At 42.7% G+C, this 19,416-nt stretch carries 18 protein-coding genes; 4 read left to right on the forward strand and 14 right to left on the reverse strand.

Annotated features, from left to right (window positions below):
• Positions 1–95: 95 nt before the first annotated feature.
• The 5 genes from GUA46_RS15725 to tamL form a co-directional block, all read right to left on the reverse strand.
• Positions 96–2,336 carry a polyribonucleotide nucleotidyltransferase gene (locus GUA46_RS15725; RefSeq protein ID WP_176621281.1) on the reverse strand — a complete coding sequence of 747 codons (2,241 nt, stop codon included), beginning with the start codon at positions 2,334–2,336 and terminating at the stop codon, positions 96–98.
• Between the two features lie 214 nt (positions 2,337–2,550).
• Positions 2,551–2,820 (reverse strand): 30S ribosomal protein S15, encoded by a 270-nt coding sequence (rpsO, locus tag GUA46_RS15730; RefSeq protein ID WP_108244748.1) that lies wholly within the window; start codon positions 2,818–2,820, stop codon positions 2,551–2,553.
• A gap of 165 nt (positions 2,821–2,985) precedes the next feature.
• Positions 2,986–3,846, reverse strand: coding sequence for an acetyl-CoA carboxylase, carboxyltransferase subunit beta (gene accD / locus GUA46_RS15735; RefSeq protein WP_176621282.1), 861 nt, complete (start codon positions 3,844–3,846; stop codon positions 2,986–2,988).
• A gap of 27 nt (positions 3,847–3,873) precedes the next feature.
• Entirely contained in the window at positions 3,874–4,941 is a 1,068-nt protein-coding gene (fbaA, locus tag GUA46_RS15740) for a class II fructose-bisphosphate aldolase (RefSeq protein ID WP_176621283.1), read from the reverse strand.
• 52 nt (positions 4,942–4,993) lie between these two features.
• On the reverse strand, positions 4,994–7,582 hold the full coding sequence (gene tamL / locus GUA46_RS15745; RefSeq protein WP_176621284.1) for a translocation and assembly module lipoprotein TamL: 2,589 nt from the start codon (positions 7,580–7,582) through the stop codon (positions 4,994–4,996).
• Between the two features lie 24 nt (positions 7,583–7,606).
• Between tamL and GUA46_RS15750 the strand changes: the two genes are divergently transcribed.
• Positions 7,607–8,326, forward strand: a complete 720-nt coding sequence (locus tag GUA46_RS15750) for a TrmH family RNA methyltransferase (RefSeq protein WP_176621285.1) — start codon at positions 7,607–7,609, stop codon at positions 8,324–8,326.
• 1 nt (position 8,327) lies between these two features.
• Here GUA46_RS15750 and porT read toward each other — a convergent pair whose 3' ends face one another.
• The gene (porT, locus tag GUA46_RS15755) at positions 8,328–9,026 is read right to left on the reverse strand and encodes a type IX secretion/gliding motility protein PorT/SprT (protein ID WP_176621286.1); all 699 of its coding nucleotides are present in this window, start codon (positions 9,024–9,026) and stop codon (positions 8,328–8,330) included.
• Between the two features lie 4 nt (positions 9,027–9,030).
• The gene (ubiE, locus tag GUA46_RS15760) at positions 9,031–9,759 is read right to left on the reverse strand and encodes a bifunctional demethylmenaquinone methyltransferase/2-methoxy-6-polyprenyl-1,4-benzoquinol methylase UbiE (protein WP_176621287.1); all 729 of its coding nucleotides are present in this window, start codon (positions 9,757–9,759) and stop codon (positions 9,031–9,033) included.
• A 194-nt stretch (positions 9,760–9,953) separates the two neighbouring features.
• Between ubiE and trkA the strand changes: the two genes are divergently transcribed.
• Together trkA and GUA46_RS15770 are read left to right on the forward strand one after the other, a co-directional pair.
• Positions 9,954–11,303 carry a Trk system potassium transporter TrkA gene (gene trkA, locus GUA46_RS15765; RefSeq protein WP_108244741.1) on the forward strand — a complete coding sequence of 450 codons (1,350 nt, stop codon included), beginning with the start codon at positions 9,954–9,956 and terminating at the stop codon, positions 11,301–11,303.
• Complete coding sequence (locus GUA46_RS15770) at positions 11,303–12,793, forward strand: TrkH family potassium uptake protein (RefSeq protein ID WP_176621288.1); 1,491 nt, start codon at positions 11,303–11,305, stop codon at positions 12,791–12,793. The genes trkA and GUA46_RS15770 overlap by 1 nt, the downstream gene beginning before the upstream one ends.
• A gap of 88 nt (positions 12,794–12,881) precedes the next feature.
• Here GUA46_RS15770 and GUA46_RS15775 read toward each other — a convergent pair whose 3' ends face one another.
• Together GUA46_RS15775 and GUA46_RS15780 are read right to left on the reverse strand one after the other, a co-directional pair.
• Positions 12,882–14,069 carry a pyridoxal phosphate-dependent aminotransferase gene (locus GUA46_RS15775; protein WP_176621289.1) on the reverse strand — a complete coding sequence of 396 codons (1,188 nt, stop codon included), beginning with the start codon at positions 14,067–14,069 and terminating at the stop codon, positions 12,882–12,884.
• A 14-nt stretch (positions 14,070–14,083) separates the two neighbouring features.
• Positions 14,084–15,187, reverse strand: coding sequence for a fatty acid desaturase family protein (locus tag GUA46_RS15780; RefSeq protein ID WP_176621290.1), 1,104 nt, complete (start codon positions 15,185–15,187; stop codon positions 14,084–14,086).
• A 114-nt stretch (positions 15,188–15,301) separates the two neighbouring features.
• On the opposite strand from GUA46_RS15780, the gene rsmG reads away from it, so the two are divergent.
• Positions 15,302–15,937 (forward strand): 16S rRNA (guanine(527)-N(7))-methyltransferase RsmG, encoded by a 636-nt coding sequence (gene rsmG / locus GUA46_RS15785; protein ID WP_108244737.1) that lies wholly within the window; start codon positions 15,302–15,304, stop codon positions 15,935–15,937.
• A gap of 1 nt (position 15,938) precedes the next feature.
• Here rsmG and GUA46_RS16920 read toward each other — a convergent pair whose 3' ends face one another.
• The 5 genes from GUA46_RS16920 to GUA46_RS15805 form a co-directional block, all read right to left on the reverse strand.
• Positions 15,939–16,061 (reverse strand): hypothetical protein, encoded by a 123-nt coding sequence (locus GUA46_RS16920; protein ID WP_262889442.1) that lies wholly within the window; start codon positions 16,059–16,061, stop codon positions 15,939–15,941.
• A gap of 156 nt (positions 16,062–16,217) precedes the next feature.
• A complete protein-coding gene (locus GUA46_RS15790) occupies positions 16,218–17,255 on the reverse strand; it encodes a DJ-1/PfpI family protein (protein WP_176621291.1) in 1,038 nt (345 codons plus the stop codon).
• Between the two features lie 99 nt (positions 17,256–17,354).
• On the reverse strand, positions 17,355–18,305 hold the full coding sequence (locus tag GUA46_RS15795; protein ID WP_176621292.1) for a GlxA family transcriptional regulator: 951 nt from the start codon (positions 18,303–18,305) through the stop codon (positions 17,355–17,357).
• 2 nt (positions 18,306–18,307) lie between these two features.
• The gene (locus GUA46_RS15800) at positions 18,308–19,072 is read right to left on the reverse strand and encodes a creatininase family protein (protein ID WP_176621293.1); all 765 of its coding nucleotides are present in this window, start codon (positions 19,070–19,072) and stop codon (positions 18,308–18,310) included.
• A 74-nt stretch (positions 19,073–19,146) separates the two neighbouring features.
• On the reverse strand, positions 19,147–19,416 hold a 270-nt coding region (locus GUA46_RS15805; protein ID WP_176621294.1), incomplete at its 5' end, for an aldehyde dehydrogenase family protein.

Here is a 19,416-nt window from a genome sequence, read left to right on the forward strand (position 1 = left end):
ACTGAAAAGTTACATTTTGGTTACATTTTTTTTAAAAAACAAAACCCCGAGGTGTTGCCCCGGGGTTGTTTTATTAATTAGGATTACTTTAAAAACTAATCCCTTCTTGGCTTTCTGTCGCGGTCACCACCTCTTCGGTCACCACCACGGCGGTCACCACCACCTCTTCGGTCACCACCTCTATCGTTGCGAGGTTGACGTTCTTGATATCCTTCAGGTTTTGGCAACAAAGCTTTTCTTGATACCTTTTCCTTTTTGGTCCTTGGGTCTATACCAAAGTATTTTACATCAAAAACATCGCCCATGTTTACCACATCGGATACATTTTCGGTGCGTTCCCATGCCAATTCGGATACGTGAAGCAATACTTCGTTCCCTGGTGCTTCGGTGTATTCCACCACAGCGCCGAAGTCAAGCATCTTGATCACTTTCACTTCGTAAACACTTCCCACTTCAGGCTTGAACATCAAGGCATCGATTTTTGCCAATACTTTGTTGATTCCATCCTGATCGGTACCAAGAATTTCCACAATACCTTCCTCGGTTTCTGGGTCTTCGTTGATAACGATTGTAGTTTTGGTTGTTTTTTGAAGCTCTTGAATCACTTCACCTCCTTTTCCGATAAGGGCACCGATATACTCACCAGGAATAACTCTGGTTACAATTTTTGGTGCATAAGACTTCACTTCCGGTCTTGGAGCTTCAATGGTCTCGGTAAGTTTGCCCAAAATGTGCAATCTACCGTCTTTGGCCTGCATAAGTGCTTTTACCAAGATTTCATAAGAAAGACCTTTTACTTTAATATCCATTTGGCAAGCTGTGATACCATCTGCTGTACCGGTTACCTTAAAATCCATGTCTCCCAAGTGATCTTCATCACCCAAGATATCGGATAGTACGGCATATTTACCGGTTTCGGTATCGGTGATCAACCCCATTGCTATACCAGAAACAGGCTTTTTCAATTGGACACCGGCATCCATCAATGCCATGGTACCTGAACATACGGTTGCCATGGAAGAAGAACCATTGGACTCCAATACTTCGGATACCACACGTACGGTATATGGGCAATCAGCAGGAATCATTCCTTTAAGTGCACGTTGTGCCAGATTACCGTGACCTACCTCTCTACGGGAAGTACCACGAATGGGTCGTGCTTCACCAGTTGAGAAAGGAGGGAAGTTGTAGTGCAAATAGAATGTTTCTTCACCTTCGTAAGATGGCATGTCTATTTGGTTCGCTTCTCTGGAAGTACCCAAAGTAACGGTTGCCAATGCTTGTGTTTCACCACGGGTAAAGATGGCAGAACCATGTACCGATGGTAAATAATCCACTTCACACCAGATAGGACGGATATCCGTAGTCTTACGACCGTCCAAACGAAGTCCTTCTTCTAGGGTAAGGTTTCTTACGGCATCTTTTTCTGCCTTATAGAAGTATTTGGAAACCAAATCTCCAAACTCTTCCAATTCTTCGTCAGTAAACGTCGCCTTCACTTCTTCTTTTATAGCATCAAAAGCAGCACTGCGCTCATGTTTGGAAGAACCGGCTTTTGCTACGGCGTATACCTTATCATAGGTAAGGTCGTATACCTTCTTCTCAAGATCGGCATCCTCGTTTTCTGGTTCGTACTCACGTACTTCTTTTTTACCGAAAGCTTCGGCCAATTTTTCTTGTGCAGCACATTGTACTTTAATGGCTTCGTGGGCAAATTTGATGGCTTCTACCATTTCCTCTTCGGAAATTTCGTCCATCTCACCTTCTACCATCATTACAGAATCTGCAGAGGCACCGATGATCATATCAATGTCCGACTCTTCAAGCTGTGCTCTGGTCGGGTTGATGACCAATTCACCGTTAACTCTACCAACACGAACCTCAGAAATAGCACATTCGAATGGGAAGTCCGAAAGTTGAATGGCAGCCGAAGCGGCCAATCCGGCCATTGCATCCGGCATAACGTCTTCGTCATGGGACATCAACTGGATCATTACCTGTGTTTCGGAGTGATAATCCTTTGGGAACAATGGACGTAGTACCCTATCCACCAAACGCATGGTCAATACTTCACCATCACTTGGTCTTGCTTCCCTTTTGAAGAAACCACCGGGGTAGCGTCCGGCAGCAGCAAATTTTTCGCGATAATCCACGGTAAGTGGTAAAAAGTCCACATCCGCAGCTTTGTAATTTGAGACAACTGTACACAATAGCATACACTTGCCAGATTGGACAACTACAGAACCATGGGCCTGTTTTGCCAATTTTCCGGTTTCGATAGAAATCTCTCTACCGTCACCAAGGTCTATGACCTCTTTGAATGTCTTTGGAATCATAAAATTAATCTTACCTAACCCAAAAGGTCAGGCTGTTAAACTTTGGTCTACCGCCATCCGGGCGGTCGGGTTGTGTTGTTGTTGTGTGTGCCTGGGGCACTTGACCAATGAAAAACTATTTTGTAGCTTTTTGTGTTTGCCCGGTTACCCGGGACTTTTGGTTGAAACAAATTCAACTAAAACAAAGGGGAAGCCTTAGCCTCCCCTTGTGTTTTTATTTTCTAATACCTAGTTCTTTAATCAAAGTACGGTATTTTGCAATATCTTTTTTCTTTAGATAATCCAAAAGACTACGTCTTTTACCTACCAACGCAACCAAGGAGCGCTCGGTGTTGTAATCTTTGTGGTTTCTCTTAAGGTGTTGTGTCAAGTGGTTGATACGGTGAGTGAACAAAGCGATTTGTCCTTCCGTAGAACCGGTGTTGCTCTCAGAGCCGCCGTGTTTCTTAAAAATCTCGGCTTTAACTTCTTTTGTTAAATACATTCCAATATTATTTAAATGATTTTTATGTATTGATTGTCTTTCAATCAGCGTGCAAAGATATGCTTTTATTTGAATTCAAAAGACTTATTAAAAATAAACTTTGAAGGCAGGTATGCCGTAAAAATCGCATACAAAACAAAAAAATCCCCTAACTCGGGGCCTTTTTTAGTTTCGTACAGGTTGATTGGTAATCAAATCAATGTACAGATTGATTTTTTTCTTCAAGTCCCTACGGTGCGTGATAAAGTCCAAAAATCCATGCTCTTTCAAGAATTCGGATGTTTGGAAGCCATCGGGAAGATCTTTTCCCGTAGTGTCCTTAACTACCCTTGGCCCGGCAAAACCGATAAGAGCGCCTGGCTCGGCAATATTGATATCTCCCAACATGGCGTAGGATGCGGTAGTTCCCCCTGTTGTAGGGTCTGTACATAAAGAAATGTATGGAATCTTTGCATCGGCCAATTGGGCCAACTTAGCTGATGTTTTGGCTAACTGCATCAATGATAACGCAGCTTCCATCATACGGGCACCTCCGGATTTGGAAATCATTACAAATGGAATTTTTTTCCTTTTGGCGACATCGATGGCACGAGAAATTTTTTCTCCTACCACACTTCCCATAGATCCTCCGATAAACGCAAAATCCATACAGGCTACTACAATATCCTTGCCCCCGGATTTCCCGACAGCTGTTCGTACAGCGTCTTTCAATCCTGTTTTCTGTTGCGCTGCTTTTAAACGATCGGAATATTTTTTGGTATCCTCGAACTTTAAAGGGTCCTTGGCGGTCATTTTTGTGTCAAGTTCACGAAACTTGTTATCATCAAAAAGAATCTCAAAATATTCTTTGCTTCCTATTCGTACGTGATAATCATCTTCTGGACTTACGTAAAAGTTTTTGGCCAGATCTTCGGCCTCAACAATCTTACCGGTAGGGGATTTGTACCACAGCCCCTTGGGGGTGTCCTTTTTTTCCTCCGTAGCGGTCTGTATTCCTTTTTCCTTTCTTTTAAACCAAGACGACATGCAATCAATATTTAGTTAGACTAAGGCTTACAAAGTGTTTACGTTGTTCAGGTCCTCGAATGCCTTTTTTAGACGGGCAATAAAAGTTTTTTGTCCTTCTCTAAGCCATACACGTGGATCGTAATACTTTTTGTTAGGTTGTTCTTCGCCATCAGGATTGCCTATTTGGGCCTGAAGGTAACCTCCTTTTCCTTGTACATAATCGCGAACCCCTTCCAAAAATGCGTATTGCAAGTCGGTGTCGATGTTCATTTTGATTACCCCGTAACCGATAGCTTCTCTGATTTCTTCAACTGTAGACCCGGAACCACCGTGGAATACAAAATCGATATGGTTGTGCTCCACTCCGTATTTTTCGGTAATGAACTCTTGGGAATTCTTAAGGATTTTTGGAGTCAACTTTACGTTTCCTGGCTTGTATACGCCATGTACGTTGCCAAATGCTGCGGCAATGGTAAACCTTGGGCTTACTTTAGAAAGTTCTTCGTAAGCGTATGCCACTTCTTCCGGTTGGGTGTACAATTTTGAATCGTCTACATCTGTGTTGTCCACACCGTCTTCTTCACCTCCGGTAATTCCCAACTCTATCTCCAAGGTCATATCCATTTTGCTCATGCGCTCAAGATAATTCTTGCAGGTTTCAATATTTTCCTCGATCGGCTCTTCTGAAAGGTCGATCATATGTGAACTGAACAATGATTTGCCAGTTTCTTTATAATGTTTTTCGCTGGCGTCCAAAAGCCCATCGATCCAAGGCAATAATTTTTTTGCACAATGGTCTGTATGAAGGATTACAGTGGCGCCATAGGCCTCGGCCAATTGGTGTACGTGTTTAGCTCCTGCTACGGCACCCAAAATAGCTGCTTTTTGATCTTCGTTGGATAGGCCTTTACCTGCATTGAACTGGGCTCCTCCATTAGAAAATTGAATGATTACAGGGGAATTCAATGTTGCGGCAGTTTCCATCACAGCATTGATGCTATCTGAACCGATTACGTTTACGGCCGGAAGCGCATATCCGTTTTCTTTTGCATGGTTGAAAATTGCCTGTACTTCATCACCGGTAGCGACACCGGGCTTGATATTGTGGGACATAGTTATATTGGTTTCGAATTAAATAGGAAACAAAAGTAATAAATTATTTGCTCTAGAAAGGATAATTGATACCTATGTTAAAGGCAGCTTGTTTAAAGTTGTACCCATCGAACCAACGAGCGGACCCATCTTTGGCGGGATTGTAGGTTTTGAAACCGACGTCCAACCTAAATACAAAGTAGGTGAAATCATACCGAAGACCTACCCCGGTACCCAATGCGAGGTCGCCAAGGGAAGAGAATCCAGTGAAAATGGCGTCTGGATTTGTTTCGCTATCGAATACGTTCCAGATGTTACCGGCATCTGCGAAAAGGGCACCTTTTACATCGCCAGCTATCGGGAACCTGTATTCAAGGTTCAGTGCAATTTTTAGGTTAGCTTCGTTAAAATCATTGATGTTGTCTGTTTTTCCTGGACCAAGCTCGTAAGCGTTCCAAGCACGGTTGTCGTTGGAGCCCCCGGCAAAGTAACTCCGAACAAAGGGAATATTGTCTGAATTGCCATAAGGAATTGCCAAACCGGTGAAGCTCCTAAAGGCAATTACCTGCGAGCCGCCTATTTCCCAGTGCCGTATATAATCGAACTCGGTTTTTACATATTGGGAATAGGGAACACTGAAAACAAGATTCTGTCCGTTGTCATTTTTGTTGAAAGGAATTACGTTGGTGAGCAGTGAAAGCATGGCACCGGCACTTTCAACTTTTATTCGATATTGATAAAAATCGAGGTCGTTGATGCCTGATTTACTGTTTTTGGTGTGGGTGAAATTGGTCGCGAAAATAAGGTTGTTTTCCGTTAATCTTCTGCGTCTTTCTTCAATGCTGTTGACCAATTCTTTGTCCTCCGCGCTTACAGGAATCGAATCATTCAATATGTTTCGAACAAAACCATTCGCCCCTGTTGGGATGCTAAGTACCGGTTCGTCATCAACATCTTCCAAAGGTCTGAAGTATTGTGAATATTGCGGATCGTCCTGAAATTGGTCGGCAACCCTGTTCAAGTTGGAAAATGTATTTCTGTATACGTTGTAAAAATTGTCAGGATTTACGTTTCTTACAAATTCGACATTCAGCAGTTCAATGTTGTTTTTCAGCCTTTCAGAAGGTGTCCAATTAAAGGAAAGTATGGAGTTCAGGGATTGTTTGTCCAGCCCAATGTTTCGTTGGAAGTTGGTACCTGCCGACAATCGGGTCTGGGGCAACATATAATAAGGAATAATGCCTTCTGTGTTAAAGGGGAGCCAGATGCGGGGAAAGGTGATGTTGACATCTCCACCGAGTTCCGATGTAAAATTTCCATCCGATAGGGAGGCATCACTCAATAAACCGATGGAACCCCTTGCAGAAATGTTCAATGTCTCCGCACCTCCAAAAACGTTCCTTGTGATAACGGATGCACTAAAAGCAGTCCCCACCTGTTGAATATTGGAATGGGTAACATCAAAATTTAGATTTAATGAATATTTGGGCTTGGCCGCCAGATAAATGTTTGTTTCCAGTTGTGTTTGGGTGGAGTCCGGGATAAACTCGATGTTGGGGTATTTAAAAGTATTCAGGTTGGTGATTTGTCGGTAGGTCCGTATCCTGTCCAAATCACGGTAAATACTGTCTTTTTCAAAGAAAATCGCATCGGTCAGCGCTTTGGGACGATATCTGAGCTTTCCACTATATATAATGTTGTGGTTGTCGTATTCAAGTGTTTTTAAGGAGTCTGAGTTTCCGTTCAGGTCATAGTCAGCATAGATATTGATTTTTCTGTGCCGTGCCACTTTGTAGGGCATGTTGGTGTCCGTGGTATCATTAGTGCTCCTAAACTTGCGGATGTTTAGTTCCACATCCATCAATTGGTCGTCCGAGGCTTGGGTGGTATCCCTAAAGATATTGTAGTTTATGGAGCTTTCTTGAAAATTGTACACGCCAGAATTTCGGAAAAGGGCGGTAAGGCGCTCACGCTCTAAAGTGAAATTGTCCAGATCAAATTGTTGTCCCTGTTTTACAAAACTACCTTTAACAGCTTGGTTGTAAATGGAATCCAGTTCGGGGGAGGTGATGTTTTTCTGAATCGTGTCCACAATGTAAGGTTTGTTCAAAGTAACACGGTACTCTATTTGGGCCTTTTTCACTTTTTTACCCTCAATGATTTCGTACTCGCCTGTGTTGTTGAAATATCCTTTGCTGTTGTAATAAGATTCGAGCTTACTTACGGATTTGCTGGTTTTTGAAGTGTCAATGACCACAGGAGGTTCTCCGATTCTTTTGAGAAATTCGCTATATCCTTTCACCAAAAACGATTCCTGTAATCTATAAACCTGTTTTTCGGACAATAGGTTTTTCAGTCGTTTTTCCCTTTTTTCTTTTCGGTTTAACCAGTCTTGGAAAGATGAGTCGGGATTTTCCTTGGCCAGATTGTACAGATTTAATTTTAAAGGATAGCCAAGTACGCTGCTGTTCGGTTTTTGGGTGATCAGGCCTTTGATTTCGGCATTTGTCACTTTTTCTTCATCTACCAAAATGATGTTCTTGGTGAGCAATAATTCATCCTCCCCGACCTTTTTTAAGGTATTGCAGCCAAAAATACTGAGCAAAAGCAACAATAATCCTATTTTTGCCCAGTTGCCCCTTACACCAAAATAACCACTCATAGAAGCCAAAAATACACGATTTAGATGGTTACAAAAAACCAAATTAAGCTAGTTGTTAGCCTAAAGCAAAAAAAGTACCGATCTCAACATGGACTATTTGTTGTTGAGGGCGAAAAGCTTGTGGATGAGTTGTTGAAAGCGGGGTTAAAACCTTACCAGATTTTTGTGGATGATAGTCTTGTTGCCCATAAATTTGACGAAGCTGAGTTGGTTTCCACCAAAACGTTGAAACAGATGAGCAGCCTGACCCATCCCAGCGGCGTACTTGGTGTTTTTCATATGATGGCTCCAAGTTCCGGGGATTACTCAGATTGGACCGTGGTGTTGGATGCCGTTAGGGACCCGGGCAATTTGGGAACCATTATCCGGCTTTGTGATTGGTTCGGGATAGGGCAATTGGTGTGCTCTACCGACACGGTGGATTGCTATAATCCAAAAGTATTGCAGGCCACCATGGGTTCCATTGCCCGAGTGAAGGTCATATATACAGAGCTTGAATCCTTCTTGGCCAAAAGCGAAGTCCCTATTTACGGTGCTTATATGGACGGTGAGCCGGTTTATGGTTCCAATTTAGCTGAAAAAGGGATTCTTGTTATGGGCAACGAGGCCAACGGTGTTTCTGCGGAGGTTGGAAAATTCATCACCAAAAAAATCTCCATTCCACAATTTGGTGGAACTACTGCGGAAAGTTTAAATGTGGCCATGGCCACGGCAATTCTCCTTAACGAAATCCGGAGAGGATAGGTTATTCAAAAGTAAAATTGATGAAGATTCCGCGCGTGCGCATGGCGGCAATATTGCCAGTCCAAGGACTATTGGGGTCGGCATCGGGGACCAACTCGTCTGTAAGGGCAAAAACCCCTCGAATGGATGGGGTAAACTTAAAATACTCCGTGTAGAAATCAATCCCAAAACCAACTTCGTACCCGTACACATTTTGTTTCATCCTAAACTGGCCACTGCTGTTGTCGTCCAAACTATCTTCGTTGCTTCCTAAATTGATGGAAGTGTATAGCCCTCCAACAATAAATGGTCTCCAGTTTCCGATTCTTCGGGTACTCGCCTTGAGCAATAAAGGAAATCGAATATAGGTGGAGCGCACCTCGCGAAGCGCGTCGTTCTCCGTAGTGAACCCAGGAAAGCCCAATGTTCTTGCTGAATAGAGCAGGCCTGGCTCAAAACGGGCATCCAAAAACTCATTGATTCGAAGCTCCCCAATCAATCCAACATTGAATCCCAGACTTTTATCCACCAATATATCTTGCCCAATATCGTCTTTGTACTCAAATTGAAAATCATATTGGTTAAAACCTAGATAGTATCCCCAGTTCAGAAGTTTTTTGTCCTCGTTCTGAAGGTTGAGGATGGGATCGCTTCCAAATTGGGCAACGGCCATTTGGTTCGACAATACGATAAGTCCAAATAGGATCAGGAGATTTTTCATCAATCTATTTTGAAGCAACATAAATGGATGCTACACCCATTGTTTGTGGTTTGTTCTCTATTCCTATAAACCCGATTTTCTTCAAAATATTGTTGAAAGCCTGTCCATGAGGAAAAACTGAAGCCGATTCACTCAAATATTTGTAAGCGGACCTATCTTTTGAGAATAAATTGCCAATGGAGGGCAGTACGTATTTTGTGTAGATTTTATAACCCTGTTTAAAAGGTGTTCTAGTGGGGACCGAGGTCTCCAAGACCACAAAATTTCCTCCAGGCCTCAATACCCTATGGATTTCTTCCAGTCCCTTTTCCAAGTTTTCGAAGTTCCGTACCCCAAACGCTACGGTGATGGCGTCAAAGGAGTTGTCTTCAAACGGCAGGTTTTCGCTATCACCAACGACCATTTCGATAGTGTTCTGTAAGTTTTTGTTGGCTACTTTTTTCTTTCCAACTTCCAACATTCCGGGAGAAAGGTCGAGTCCAATAATGTTCTTCGCCCCCGTATTGGCCATGGCTATGGCGAGGTCTCCCGTGCCGGTAGCTATATCAAGGATGGAATCGGGTGACTTCTCTTTTAAAAAGGCCACTATTTTCTTGCGCCATTTTACATCTGTTCCAAAGGAAATAACGCGGTTAAGCCCATCGTAGTTCCCAGAAATGTTATCGAACATTTGCTTTACTTGCTCCTTTTTGCCGAGCTCAGATTCTTTGTAAGGTTTTACCTTTTCCGACATAGCTTTTATTTGCTGGCAAATATACAACTTAGGTTAGGGGATGCGGACAAAAATATTTGTGTAATTTTGCCCTCCAAAGGGATTTATTTTCCGTATTTGGTTAAAAGTATGGAGTTTACGTATAGCATACCATTCTTAGTGTCGGTTGCAGCGTGCAAACCGAAGTTATTTAAGAACACATCCTATTCTATTCAATGAGAATAATTATTGCAGGTGCTGGTGAAGTTGGATTTCATTTGGCAAAACTATTGTCCTACGAAGCGCAGGAAATCACTTTGATCGATACGGATAAGGAACGACTGTCCTATGCGGATACCCATTTGGATATAAGGGTACTCCGTGGAGATGCTACATCCATACAAGTGCTACAGGATGCCGATGTTGACGGTTCGGATCTGGTTATCGGGGTCACTGCTTCGGAGACCACCAATCTTACCCTTTGTGTGCTGGCAAAACAGTTGGGGTGCAAGCGTACCATGGCACGGATTTCCAATACGGAGTTCATGGACAACAGGGAACTTATTAGGTTTGAGCAGTTGGGAATCGATGAGTTGATCTCACCAGAGCGTCTTGCCGCTACAGAGATTCAGCTAATGCTGAATCAATCTGCATTTAACGATACGTATCAATTTGAAGAAGGATTGCTGACCATGTTCGGTGTGATTCTTCCCAAGACCGCACCTTTTGTGGGCAAGATGGTAAAGGAAGCCGCAAGGATCTTTCCTGAACTCAACTTTATGCCCATTGCACTACAACGAAAAGGAACACAATTCACTCTGATTCCAAGGGGTGATACTGTTTTTAAGGAGGGGGATCAAGTCTATTTCATTACATCGGATAAAGGGGTCGAGGAGCTGTACAAGCTCTCCGGCATGCAAAAACAGGATATCAAGAATGTTATGATACTGGGCGGAAGCAAGGTAGGCTACAAAACGGCGCGCGACCTTTGTAATAAAAAATTCAACGTCAAACTTATTGAGAAAAATAAGGAGAAGGCCTTTGATATTGCCGATGAATTGCCGCATGCGCTTGTTATCAATGGCGATGGGCGTAATGTGGAATTGTTGGAAGAGGAGAGCCTAGAGTCCATGGACGCCTTTATCGCGGTAACGGGTAATTCCGAAACCAATATTATGTCGTGCTTGGTGGCCAAGAACAAGAAAATCAAAAAAACCATAGCCTTGGTAGAGAACATGGACTATTTCCAGTTGTCACATTCCATTGGGGTGGATACCCTCATCAATAAAAAACTACTTGCGGCAAACAGTATATTCCGGTATATCAGAAAAGGAGAGGTGCTGGCCCTCACCCGCCTGAACAATTTAAATGCCGAGATTTTGGAGTTTGAGGTGAAGGCGTCCTCGCTGGTGAACGGGGAAATCATCCGTGAGCTTAACTTTCCAAGAGAGGCGAGCATAGGTGGTGTTATCCGTAATGGGGAAGGAATTATAGCACTGGGTGACTTTAGGATTGCCGAAGGTGATAAAGTGGTGGTGTGTTGTTTGCCCAAAGCCATTCCTCGTATAGAAAAGCTGTTCCTCTAATGAAGCTCAATACACGAATCATTATCCATATTATGGGACTTTTGTTGCTTTGCAATGGTTCCTTTATGCTATTGGCGGCATTGGCCAGTGGTATTTATAAAGATGGCGCCACCATGGATATCATGTTGTCCGCCATTGTAACAATGCTTTTCGGGATGATGGCCATGTTCTATACCCGTGGACATAAAAAGGAGGTTAAAAAGAAGGAAGGATATATTGTGGTGACCTTTGGATGGATTGTAATGTCCATTTCTGGAATGCTGCCTTATCTTTTTTCGGGTTCCATACCGTCCATAACCGATGCTTTTTTTGAAACTATGTCCGGTTACACGACAACCGGAGCATCCATATTGGATGATATCGAAGCACTTCCGGAAGGTATTTTGTTGTGGCGGAGCCTTACTCATTGGATCGGGGGAATGGGTATTATAGTTTTGGCCATAGCCATTTTGCCGTTGCTTGGTATTGGAGGTATGCAGTTGTTCAGTGCAGAGGCGCCTGGCCCCGGTGGGGATAAGCTGCATCCTAGGATTACGGATACCGCTAAAAGGCTTTGGCTTATCTATTTTGGATATACTGTATTGGAGACCATATTGTTGAAATTTGCTGGAATGTCTTTTTTTGATGCCATTAACCATGCCTTGGCTACGATGTCCACTGGAGGTTTTTCCACTAAAAATGCCAGTTTGGCCTATTGGAACGATTCTCCAATAATCCAATACATCATCATCATTTTTATGTTCTTGGCGGGCAGTAACTTTGTACTAAGTTATTTTGCACTGACCGGACGGGTGAAGCGTGTTTTTCAAGATGAAGAGTTCAAATACTATTTTGGGTTTGTGGCGATTTTCACCATTTTGGCCGCATTGGGCGTTTATTTTAAGACGGATGTTCCGGTATCCGATTTTCATCCGATGGTTTGGGGAAAGGCGGAAAGCGCCTTTAGGCATACCTTGTTCCAGGTGATCGCGGTAATTACGACTACAGGTTTTGTTTCTGCGGACTTTACTTCATGGACCCACTTCTTGACCGTTTTCTTTTTTGGCCTGATGTTCCTCGGAGGGTCTGCAGGTTCCACAGCGGGAGGAATTAAAGTGATGCGCCATTTATTGATTATAAAGAACGGTATCCTGGAGTTCAAACGTACCCTGCACCCCAATGCGGTGATTCCGGTTCGCTACAACCAAAAAACGGTTACCGAGCATATTGTATATAATGTAGTAGCATTCTTTGTGCTCTACATGTTGCTGTTTATTATCGGCTCTCTGGTGCTTGGTTTCTTGGGCTTGGATTTTGTTTCCGCGGTTGGTGGTTCCGCCTCCTCCTTAGGGAACGTTGGGCCTGCCTTGGGTAGTTTGAACCCTGTGAGCAATTATAATAGTCTTCCGGATGCAGGTAAATGGTGGTGTGCCTTTCTGATGTTGTTGGGGCGTTTGGAACTGTTCACTGTATTGATCGTGCTTACCCCATATTTCTGGAAAAAGACCTAATAAAAAACCTCTCAAAGTAAACTTCAAGAGGTTTTGATTTATTATGACGGATAGCCGATGTACTTACTTCAGCATTTCCTTTTTTATGTTAAAGTACTGACTTTATCCTTGAAATAGCTTCCTTTAGCTCATTCTCCGATGCGGCATAAGATATACGGATGCAGTTAGGGTTTCCGAATGCTTCACCGGTAACCGTGGCCACATTTGCATGTTCCAATAGATACAGTGAGAAATCAGAAGCATTGTTGATCGTCACACCTTTCAATGTTTTTCCAAAGTAAGCGGATATGTCCGGGAACACGTAAAATGCACCTTCCGGAACATTGAGGTTAAATCCTTCTATCTCACCCAATAGACCTAGGACAAGGTCTCTTCTTTCGTGGAACTTGTCGATCATAAATTGAATCTTGCTCACAGGGGCATCCAAAGCTGTAATAACGGCCCGTTGAGCAATAGCATTCGCTCCACTCGTTACCTGACCTTGCAATTTGGTACAGCCCTTGGCAATCCATTCCGGTGCGCCGATGTAACCAATACGCCATCCGGTCATGGCAAATGCCTTGGATACACCGTTTACGGTTACCGTTCTATCGTACATGCCATCAATGCCAGCAATGCTGGTGTGACCACCTTCGGTAAAATTGATATGCTCATAGATTTCATCGGATACCACATAGATATCCGGATGTTTTTTCAATACCTCAGCCAATCCTTTCAATTCATCCTTGCTGTATACAGAGCCACTTGGGTTACATGGAGAGCTGAACCAAAGCATTCTTGTCTTTGGGGTAATGGCAGCTTCCAATTGTTGAGGCGTCATTTTAAAATCGGTGTCGATTTGAGTGGGAACCTCTACAGGAACTCCTTCGGCCAATTTTACGATGTCGCTATAACTTACCCAGTATGGTGTCGGAAGAATTACTTCGTCACCAGGATTAAGTACTACCATTGCCACATTAAAGAGCGACTGTTTTGCTCCTGTAGAAACCACGATTTGGTTTGCTACGTAATCGAGGCCGTTGTCTCTTTTGAATTTATTGGAAATAGCTGTCTTAAGCTCAGCGTACCCATCAACTGGGGTATAGCTGCTATAATTTTCGTCGATGGCCTGCTTCGCGGCATCCTTGATAAAATCTGGAATATTGAAGTCGGGTTCCCCCAAGCTCAGACCGATGATATCCTTTCCTTCATTTCGTAATTCCCGCGCTTTGGCTGCCATGGCCAAAGTTGCTGACGTGGACATGTTCTTGATCCTGTCAGATAAATGGTTGCTCATTGATGCTTCGTTTTTTACTGATACTGGAGTGCCGGGTTTTTGCCCAACTCCTTTAAGTGTTTGAAGTGCGAAATTATAGCTTTTCTGGTAGTTTTATATTCGTGGTACGGTAAATTGAACTCCTGAGCAGTCTGTTTCACAATTTTGGAAATATTTGTGTAATGGATGTGACTGATGTTCGGGAAAATATGGTGTTCCACTTGATGGTTCAATCCGCCGGTAAACCAGTTAACGATTCTATTCTTGGTACCAAAATTCACTGTGGTGAACAATTGGTGAATCGCCCATGTATTTTTCATGTTTCCTGCTTCATCTGGAAGAGGTGTATCAGCATGGTCAACAATATGAGCTAGTTGGAATACCACACTAAGAATCACACCGGCAACGTAGTGCATAATAAAGAATCCAAGCAATACTTGCCACCAGGCTATATCAACAAAAATTAATGGAAGTACGATCCAAATGGTCAAATAAATAATTTTTGTAATAACCAATGTACTCCAGTTGATTACTGGGTTGGGCAGTTTACCGTAGCTCAATTTCCTCTTCATGTAACGGTACATTTGTTGGAAATCTGTTGTGATGGCCCAGTTAAATGTCAATAGGCCGTATAGAAAAATAGAGTAATAGTGTTGAAATTTGTGGTGCTTTCTCCATTCGGCATGTTTGGAGAATCTTAAAACGCGTCCGGCTTCCATATCCTCGTCATGTTCGTGGATGTTGGTATAGGTATGGTGCAGTACATTGTGCTGTACTTGCCAATTGTAAACATTACCGGCCAAAATGTAGATGCTGCTCCCCATCAACTTGTTTACCCATTTTTTGTTGGAATATGCGCCGTGGTTTCCATCGTGCATCACGTTCATTCCCACTCCGGCCATTCCTACGCCCATGGTGATGGAAAGCAGAAGATAGCCCCAAAAAGGGAGGTGGAGGGTCAGCATTAAAAAATAAGGGGTCAAAAAAATGGCAAACATCACAATGGTTTTCAAGTGAAGTTTCCAGTTCCCGGTTTTCTTAAGGTCGTTTTCTTTGAAGTATTCGTTTACTCTCTTGTTCAGTGTTCTAAAAAACTGTGCTGAATCTCTTCTTGAAAACCGGACGGTATTCTTATCCATAAAAAAATATTTTTACAAAGGTAACTAAAATGCTTTTTTAGAGTTACAACCTTTTGTTAGAACGGTGTTAAGGTCTATAAAAGTATTAATTTTGTCAAAAATACGGTTGGCAACATGAAAGCGGAACTTATCTTTAAATATTTTACGACGCTCAACGAGGAACAGAAAGAGCAGTTTGTAAAACTGGAAACACTTTACCAAGATTGGAATCAGAAGATAAATGTGGTTTCCAGAAAAGATATTGACGAGTTATACCTGCGACACATACTTCATTCCTTGGGAATAGCCCAGGTCCAGCTGTTCAATGAGGGGGCGGAAATTTTGGATGTTGGAACCGGTGGTGGTTTTCCTGGAATTCCGTTGGCCATTATGTTTCCAAATGTAAAATTTACCCTTGTGGATGCCATTGGGAAAAAAATAAAAGTGGTTAATGAGGTGGTGGAAGGATTGGGCTTGGAGAATGTCGAAACCCACCATTCCAGAGTAGAAGAAATTCCGGGACGATTTGACTTTATTGTGAGCAGAGCGGTTGCAGCCATGCCTACTTTTGTGCATTGGACCAAAGGTAAAATCAAAAAAGACTCCGCACATCAGAGAAAAAATGGCATTCTTTATCTAAAGGGCGGAGATCTTAGTGAAGAACTGAAGGGCTATGAAACCGTTCAGACCTTCGATTTAAACGAGTATTTTGAGGAGGATTTCTTTGAGACCAAAAAAGTGGTTTACTTACCACAGAAATATAAAGGATAGACTAAATACTGTACATCCTTTTGTATACCAATCTACATTTTCGGGCATAATCCTTGGCATATAGCCAAAGTTGCTGATATTTTTTACTCATCAATTTCCCCCATGCATATATTCTAACAGTCATAACTAATTGATTTTATGTAATCAAAGATAAATAGGTTATGATTAATTTACAATTAGTTAACGTTAAATTTACATTTAAATTATCTGTTTATAGGTAAATATAATTTTAATTGACTGATATAAGATTTTTGGTTTTGTGTCTTCTTAATTTTTTGGATTAATCAAGTTTCTTGAATATTTCACCATTTTTCTCCAGCTGGTAACCTATTATCTCCCCAGAAGGATTTCTTAGAAACCCTACATATTCACTGTTTACGTCAGAGAAAACATCATCGATTTCATGGTAAATGGGATAAAATACATCGTCGATTTCTACCAATAAATTTTCTTGGTTTTTATCATATTTTAGATTGAAGGTTGTATCATTTTTGTATTGATAAACGCCTTCAAAATCTTTAAAAAAGACATCATGCTTTTGGTCGGCATAAGGATTAGATTCCGATAATAGGAGCCCGTTGCCCATATTCCAGTTGTCGTATTCCATGTAGAAAGCTGTTCTCTTGGCTGCGTTTATGCCCTGTAATTTGGCCACAAGGTGAAGGGCGCCATCGATTCCGGCAGAAATCCCTGCGGTAGTGATTACTTCTCCATTGTCTACATATCTAACATTTTTACGCACATCCACTTTGGGATAGTTCGTTTCCAGGTCGGATAGGGCGTTATGGAAAGTTGTGGCTACTTTTCCATCAAGAATACCTGCTTCGGCCAGCACAAATGCACCGGTACACACCGAGAAATGGTATTCAATATCCTTTTGTTCCTTTACCCATGCGATAACCTCCTTGTTCTGGGAGGCAGCTTGGGAATTGCCTCCAAAGAAGGCCAATATATCCGCCTTTGGGGCATCATAAATACTGTAGTCAGGAACTACGGTTAAAATACCCTGTGACTTAATGGGGTCTTTGGTGGCCGATACGGTAAAAACGCGATAACCAGCATAGCTGAATACTTCCATTGGTCCTGAAAAGTCCAACACCTCCACTCCATCTTGAAGGTAAAATGCAATAGTTTTGGACATTTCTTTTTTGATAAACGGCATATTGCAATGCTGGCATGTGCCGGGAGCATTGTAAGTGATGTCGTCGCAAGCACTGTTGCAGGGTGGACAAACATAAGCTGTGGCTTGGTCACTTGAATTTTGAGACATTGTGCCCATTGATATTAGGTTGCACAATATGATTAATGACTTTTTCATTCTTTTTTGGATTTGATGAATGGTCCAAAATTAAATGGGTAATTAATCTTTTGAAAGGACAATTGTGCTCAGTATCGGGCCATCAAGATGGATGCCTCACTATGGGGTGATGGTGTGCTTTTTCAGTAGTGTCCTAAGTTGGTTGCTGCTTTTGAGTCCACAGGCCAATGCAGCAGCACTGACCTTGGAACCATTTTCAATCAACTGTTTGGCATGTTCCACTCTTAATTGTTCCAAGTACTCTCCAATGGTGATTCCTGTGGCGGTCTTAAACAGCCTCGTGAGATTTCTTCGGCTCATGTGAACCATTTCGGCCAGTTCCTCGATTTTTAACTTTTTGTCAAGGTTTTGGCTCAAGATGTCCTGTATCTTATGTATTCGGTTTTCCAAATGGTTCCTGAAACGGAGATAAATACTTAATTGTGGATCTTTTGATGTCCTTCTTGCATAAATGACCACTTCTTTGGCAATTTTGGAAGCGAATACTGCTCCAAAAAGCTCTTCTAGAATAAAAAGGGAAAGGTCGATGCCAGATGAAACACCTGCACTTGAATAGATGTTGTCATCCTTTACGATTAAGCGGTCGGTCAGCACCTGCGTATCTGGAAACCTTTGTTTAAAATCATCGAGGTACTTCCAATGGGTGGTACACTCCTTATTGCTTAAAAGTCCCGCAATTCCAGTAAGGTAGGCTCCGGTACAAACTGAGCAAATTCTAGCCTTGGCTTTGCCCTGCTTTTTCAGCCATTCAAAAAAGCTTTGGTGTTGTTTGATAAACTGTTCTGACAAAAAGAGTTTGGACTCCAGTCCTGGTACAAACAGTAAGTCATTGCTATTCAATTCAAAAGTGGTAAATGGTAAAAGCCCCCCAATGGCAACTCTGGCACTTGATTGCTGTGAAGAGTTCTCGTTTAAACTTATATAGTGTATTTCTATTTCGGCACCGTATTCTTTGGCTTCGTAAAAAAGATGGGCGGGACCTGCAAAATCCAAAAGTTGGACTTCTGGTGGTATCAAAAAGAATACGCGTAATGGATTGCTTTTGGACATTTTTACTGATAGAGGTCGTTGATATCAGCGTTGGAGAGATCAACAAGTAGCTTGCCCATTTTGGCACACACCAAATTGAAGAATGTCTCGCCTTTTTCTTTCGTGGCCAGACTGGGGTCACCAACCCCTGTGTCTTGGGTCACTTTAGACCAAGGTCGCTCTGTCCATACCCAGCCTTCAGAAAATGCTTTGATTTTGTTTTTGAATTCCCTGCCTTCTCCCCAGTCCTCCTTAGGTAGCACCAGTTCGGGGGTTAAATGTAGGATAAGACTGGTTTCCATTTCATCGGCATGATCGCCCGGTTTTTCAAATACTCCCGAATCACTGCCAAGTTTGAACCAATTGGTAACGCAAAGGAACATTTCTGGAAAGAGTAGTCCGAGTTCCCTGATGATGGCCTTCCAATTATTGCCTCCATGACTGTTCAAGATCATGAACTTTTTTACTCCTTGTCGGTTAAGCACGGTAATCAAATCCTTTAATATGGCAAATTGTGTACTTGGGTTTAGGTTCATGTCCAGATAAATGTCCGATTGACCTGTGTTTACACCAAACGGTATAGTGGGCAATACAATTACTTTGCTTCCTTGCTCCCAAGCAATTCTGGCAGATTCTTCCGCAATCGATGTTCCTTCGATTACATCGGTGGCGTAGGGGAGGTGGTAATTATGGGCTTCAGTGGCGCCCCATGGTAGGATGGCAAGGTCAAAAGATTCATCTTTCAAGTGTTTCCAGTTGGTCTCTGCCAAAATATAGGGTCTGGGCATGTCTAAGAAGGGTTAGGTTAAACAAAAAGGCCGTCATTCTAATATGACGGCCTTGAAGTTACTCGTTTTTGGTGTTATCCCAAAAAAGGATACCTGTAATCCTCCGGGGTCACAAAAGTTTCCTTGATCAGTCGAGGGGATACCCATCTGAGGAGGTTCTGCATGGACCCTGCCTTGTCGTTGGTCCCAGATCCCCTTGCCCCTCCGAAGGGCTGTTGCCCCACCACGGCGCCGGTCGGCTTATCGTTGATGTAGAAATTGCCCGCTGCGTTCTGCAGGGCCTTGGTGGCCTCGTCTATGGAATAGCGGTCGCCGGAGATCACTGCCCCGGTAAGCCCGTACTC

Origin of the sequence: Flagellimonas chongwuensis, assembly GCF_013376415.1 — a bacterium.
Lineage (GTDB): Bacteria > Bacteroidota > Bacteroidia > Flavobacteriales > Flavobacteriaceae > Flagellimonas > Flagellimonas chongwuensis.

Bases quoted from the DNA above. Each gene is read 5' to 3' on its own strand.
- GUA46_RS15770 (WP_176621288.1), top strand. From the start codon at position 11,303: ATGAAGCTCAATACACGAATCATTATCCATATTATGGGACTTTTGTTG.
- tamL (WP_176621284.1), bottom strand. From the start codon at position 7,582: ATGAGTGGTTATTTTGGTGTAAGGGGCAACTGGGCAAAAATAGGATTA.
- ubiE (WP_176621287.1), bottom strand. From the start codon at position 9,759: ATGTCGGAAAAGGTAAAACCTTACAAAGAATCTGAGCTCGGCAAAAAG.
- accD (WP_176621282.1), bottom strand. From the start codon at position 3,846: ATGTCGTCTTGGTTTAAAAGAAAGGAAAAAGGAATACAGACCGCTACG.
- rpsO (WP_108244748.1), bottom strand. From the start codon at position 2,820: ATGTATTTAACAAAAGAAGTTAAAGCCGAGATTTTTAAGAAACACGGC.
- GUA46_RS15780 (WP_176621290.1), bottom strand. From the start codon at position 15,187: ATGGATAAGAATACCGTCCGGTTTTCAAGAAGAGATTCAGCACAGTTT.
- fbaA (WP_176621283.1), bottom strand. From the start codon at position 4,941: ATGTCCCACAATATCAAGCCCGGTGTCGCTACCGGTGATGAAGTACAG.
- GUA46_RS15750 (WP_176621285.1), top strand. From the start codon at position 7,607: ATGGTTACAAAAAACCAAATTAAGCTAGTTGTTAGCCTAAAGCAAAAA.
- rsmG (WP_108244737.1), top strand. From the start codon at position 15,302: ATGAAAGCGGAACTTATCTTTAAATATTTTACGACGCTCAACGAGGAA.
- GUA46_RS15725 (WP_176621281.1), bottom strand. From the start codon at position 2,336: ATGATTCCAAAGACATTCAAAGAGGTCATAGACCTTGGTGACGGTAGA.
- GUA46_RS15790 (WP_176621291.1), bottom strand. From the start codon at position 17,255: ATGAAAAAGTCATTAATCATATTGTGCAACCTAATATCAATGGGCACA.
- GUA46_RS15800 (WP_176621293.1), bottom strand. From the start codon at position 19,072: ATGCCCAGACCCTATATTTTGGCAGAGACCAACTGGAAACACTTGAAA.
- GUA46_RS16920 (WP_262889442.1), bottom strand. From the start codon at position 16,061: ATGACTGTTAGAATATATGCATGGGGGAAATTGATGAGTAAAAAATAT.
- GUA46_RS15775 (WP_176621289.1), bottom strand. From the start codon at position 14,069: ATGAGCAACCATTTATCTGACAGGATCAAGAACATGTCCACGTCAGCA.
- GUA46_RS15795 (WP_176621292.1), bottom strand. From the start codon at position 18,305: ATGTCCAAAAGCAATCCATTACGCGTATTCTTTTTGATACCACCAGAA.
- trkA (WP_108244741.1), top strand. From the start codon at position 9,954: ATGAGAATAATTATTGCAGGTGCTGGTGAAGTTGGATTTCATTTGGCA.
- porT (WP_176621286.1), bottom strand. From the start codon at position 9,026: ATGAAAAATCTCCTGATCCTATTTGGACTTATCGTATTGTCGAACCAA.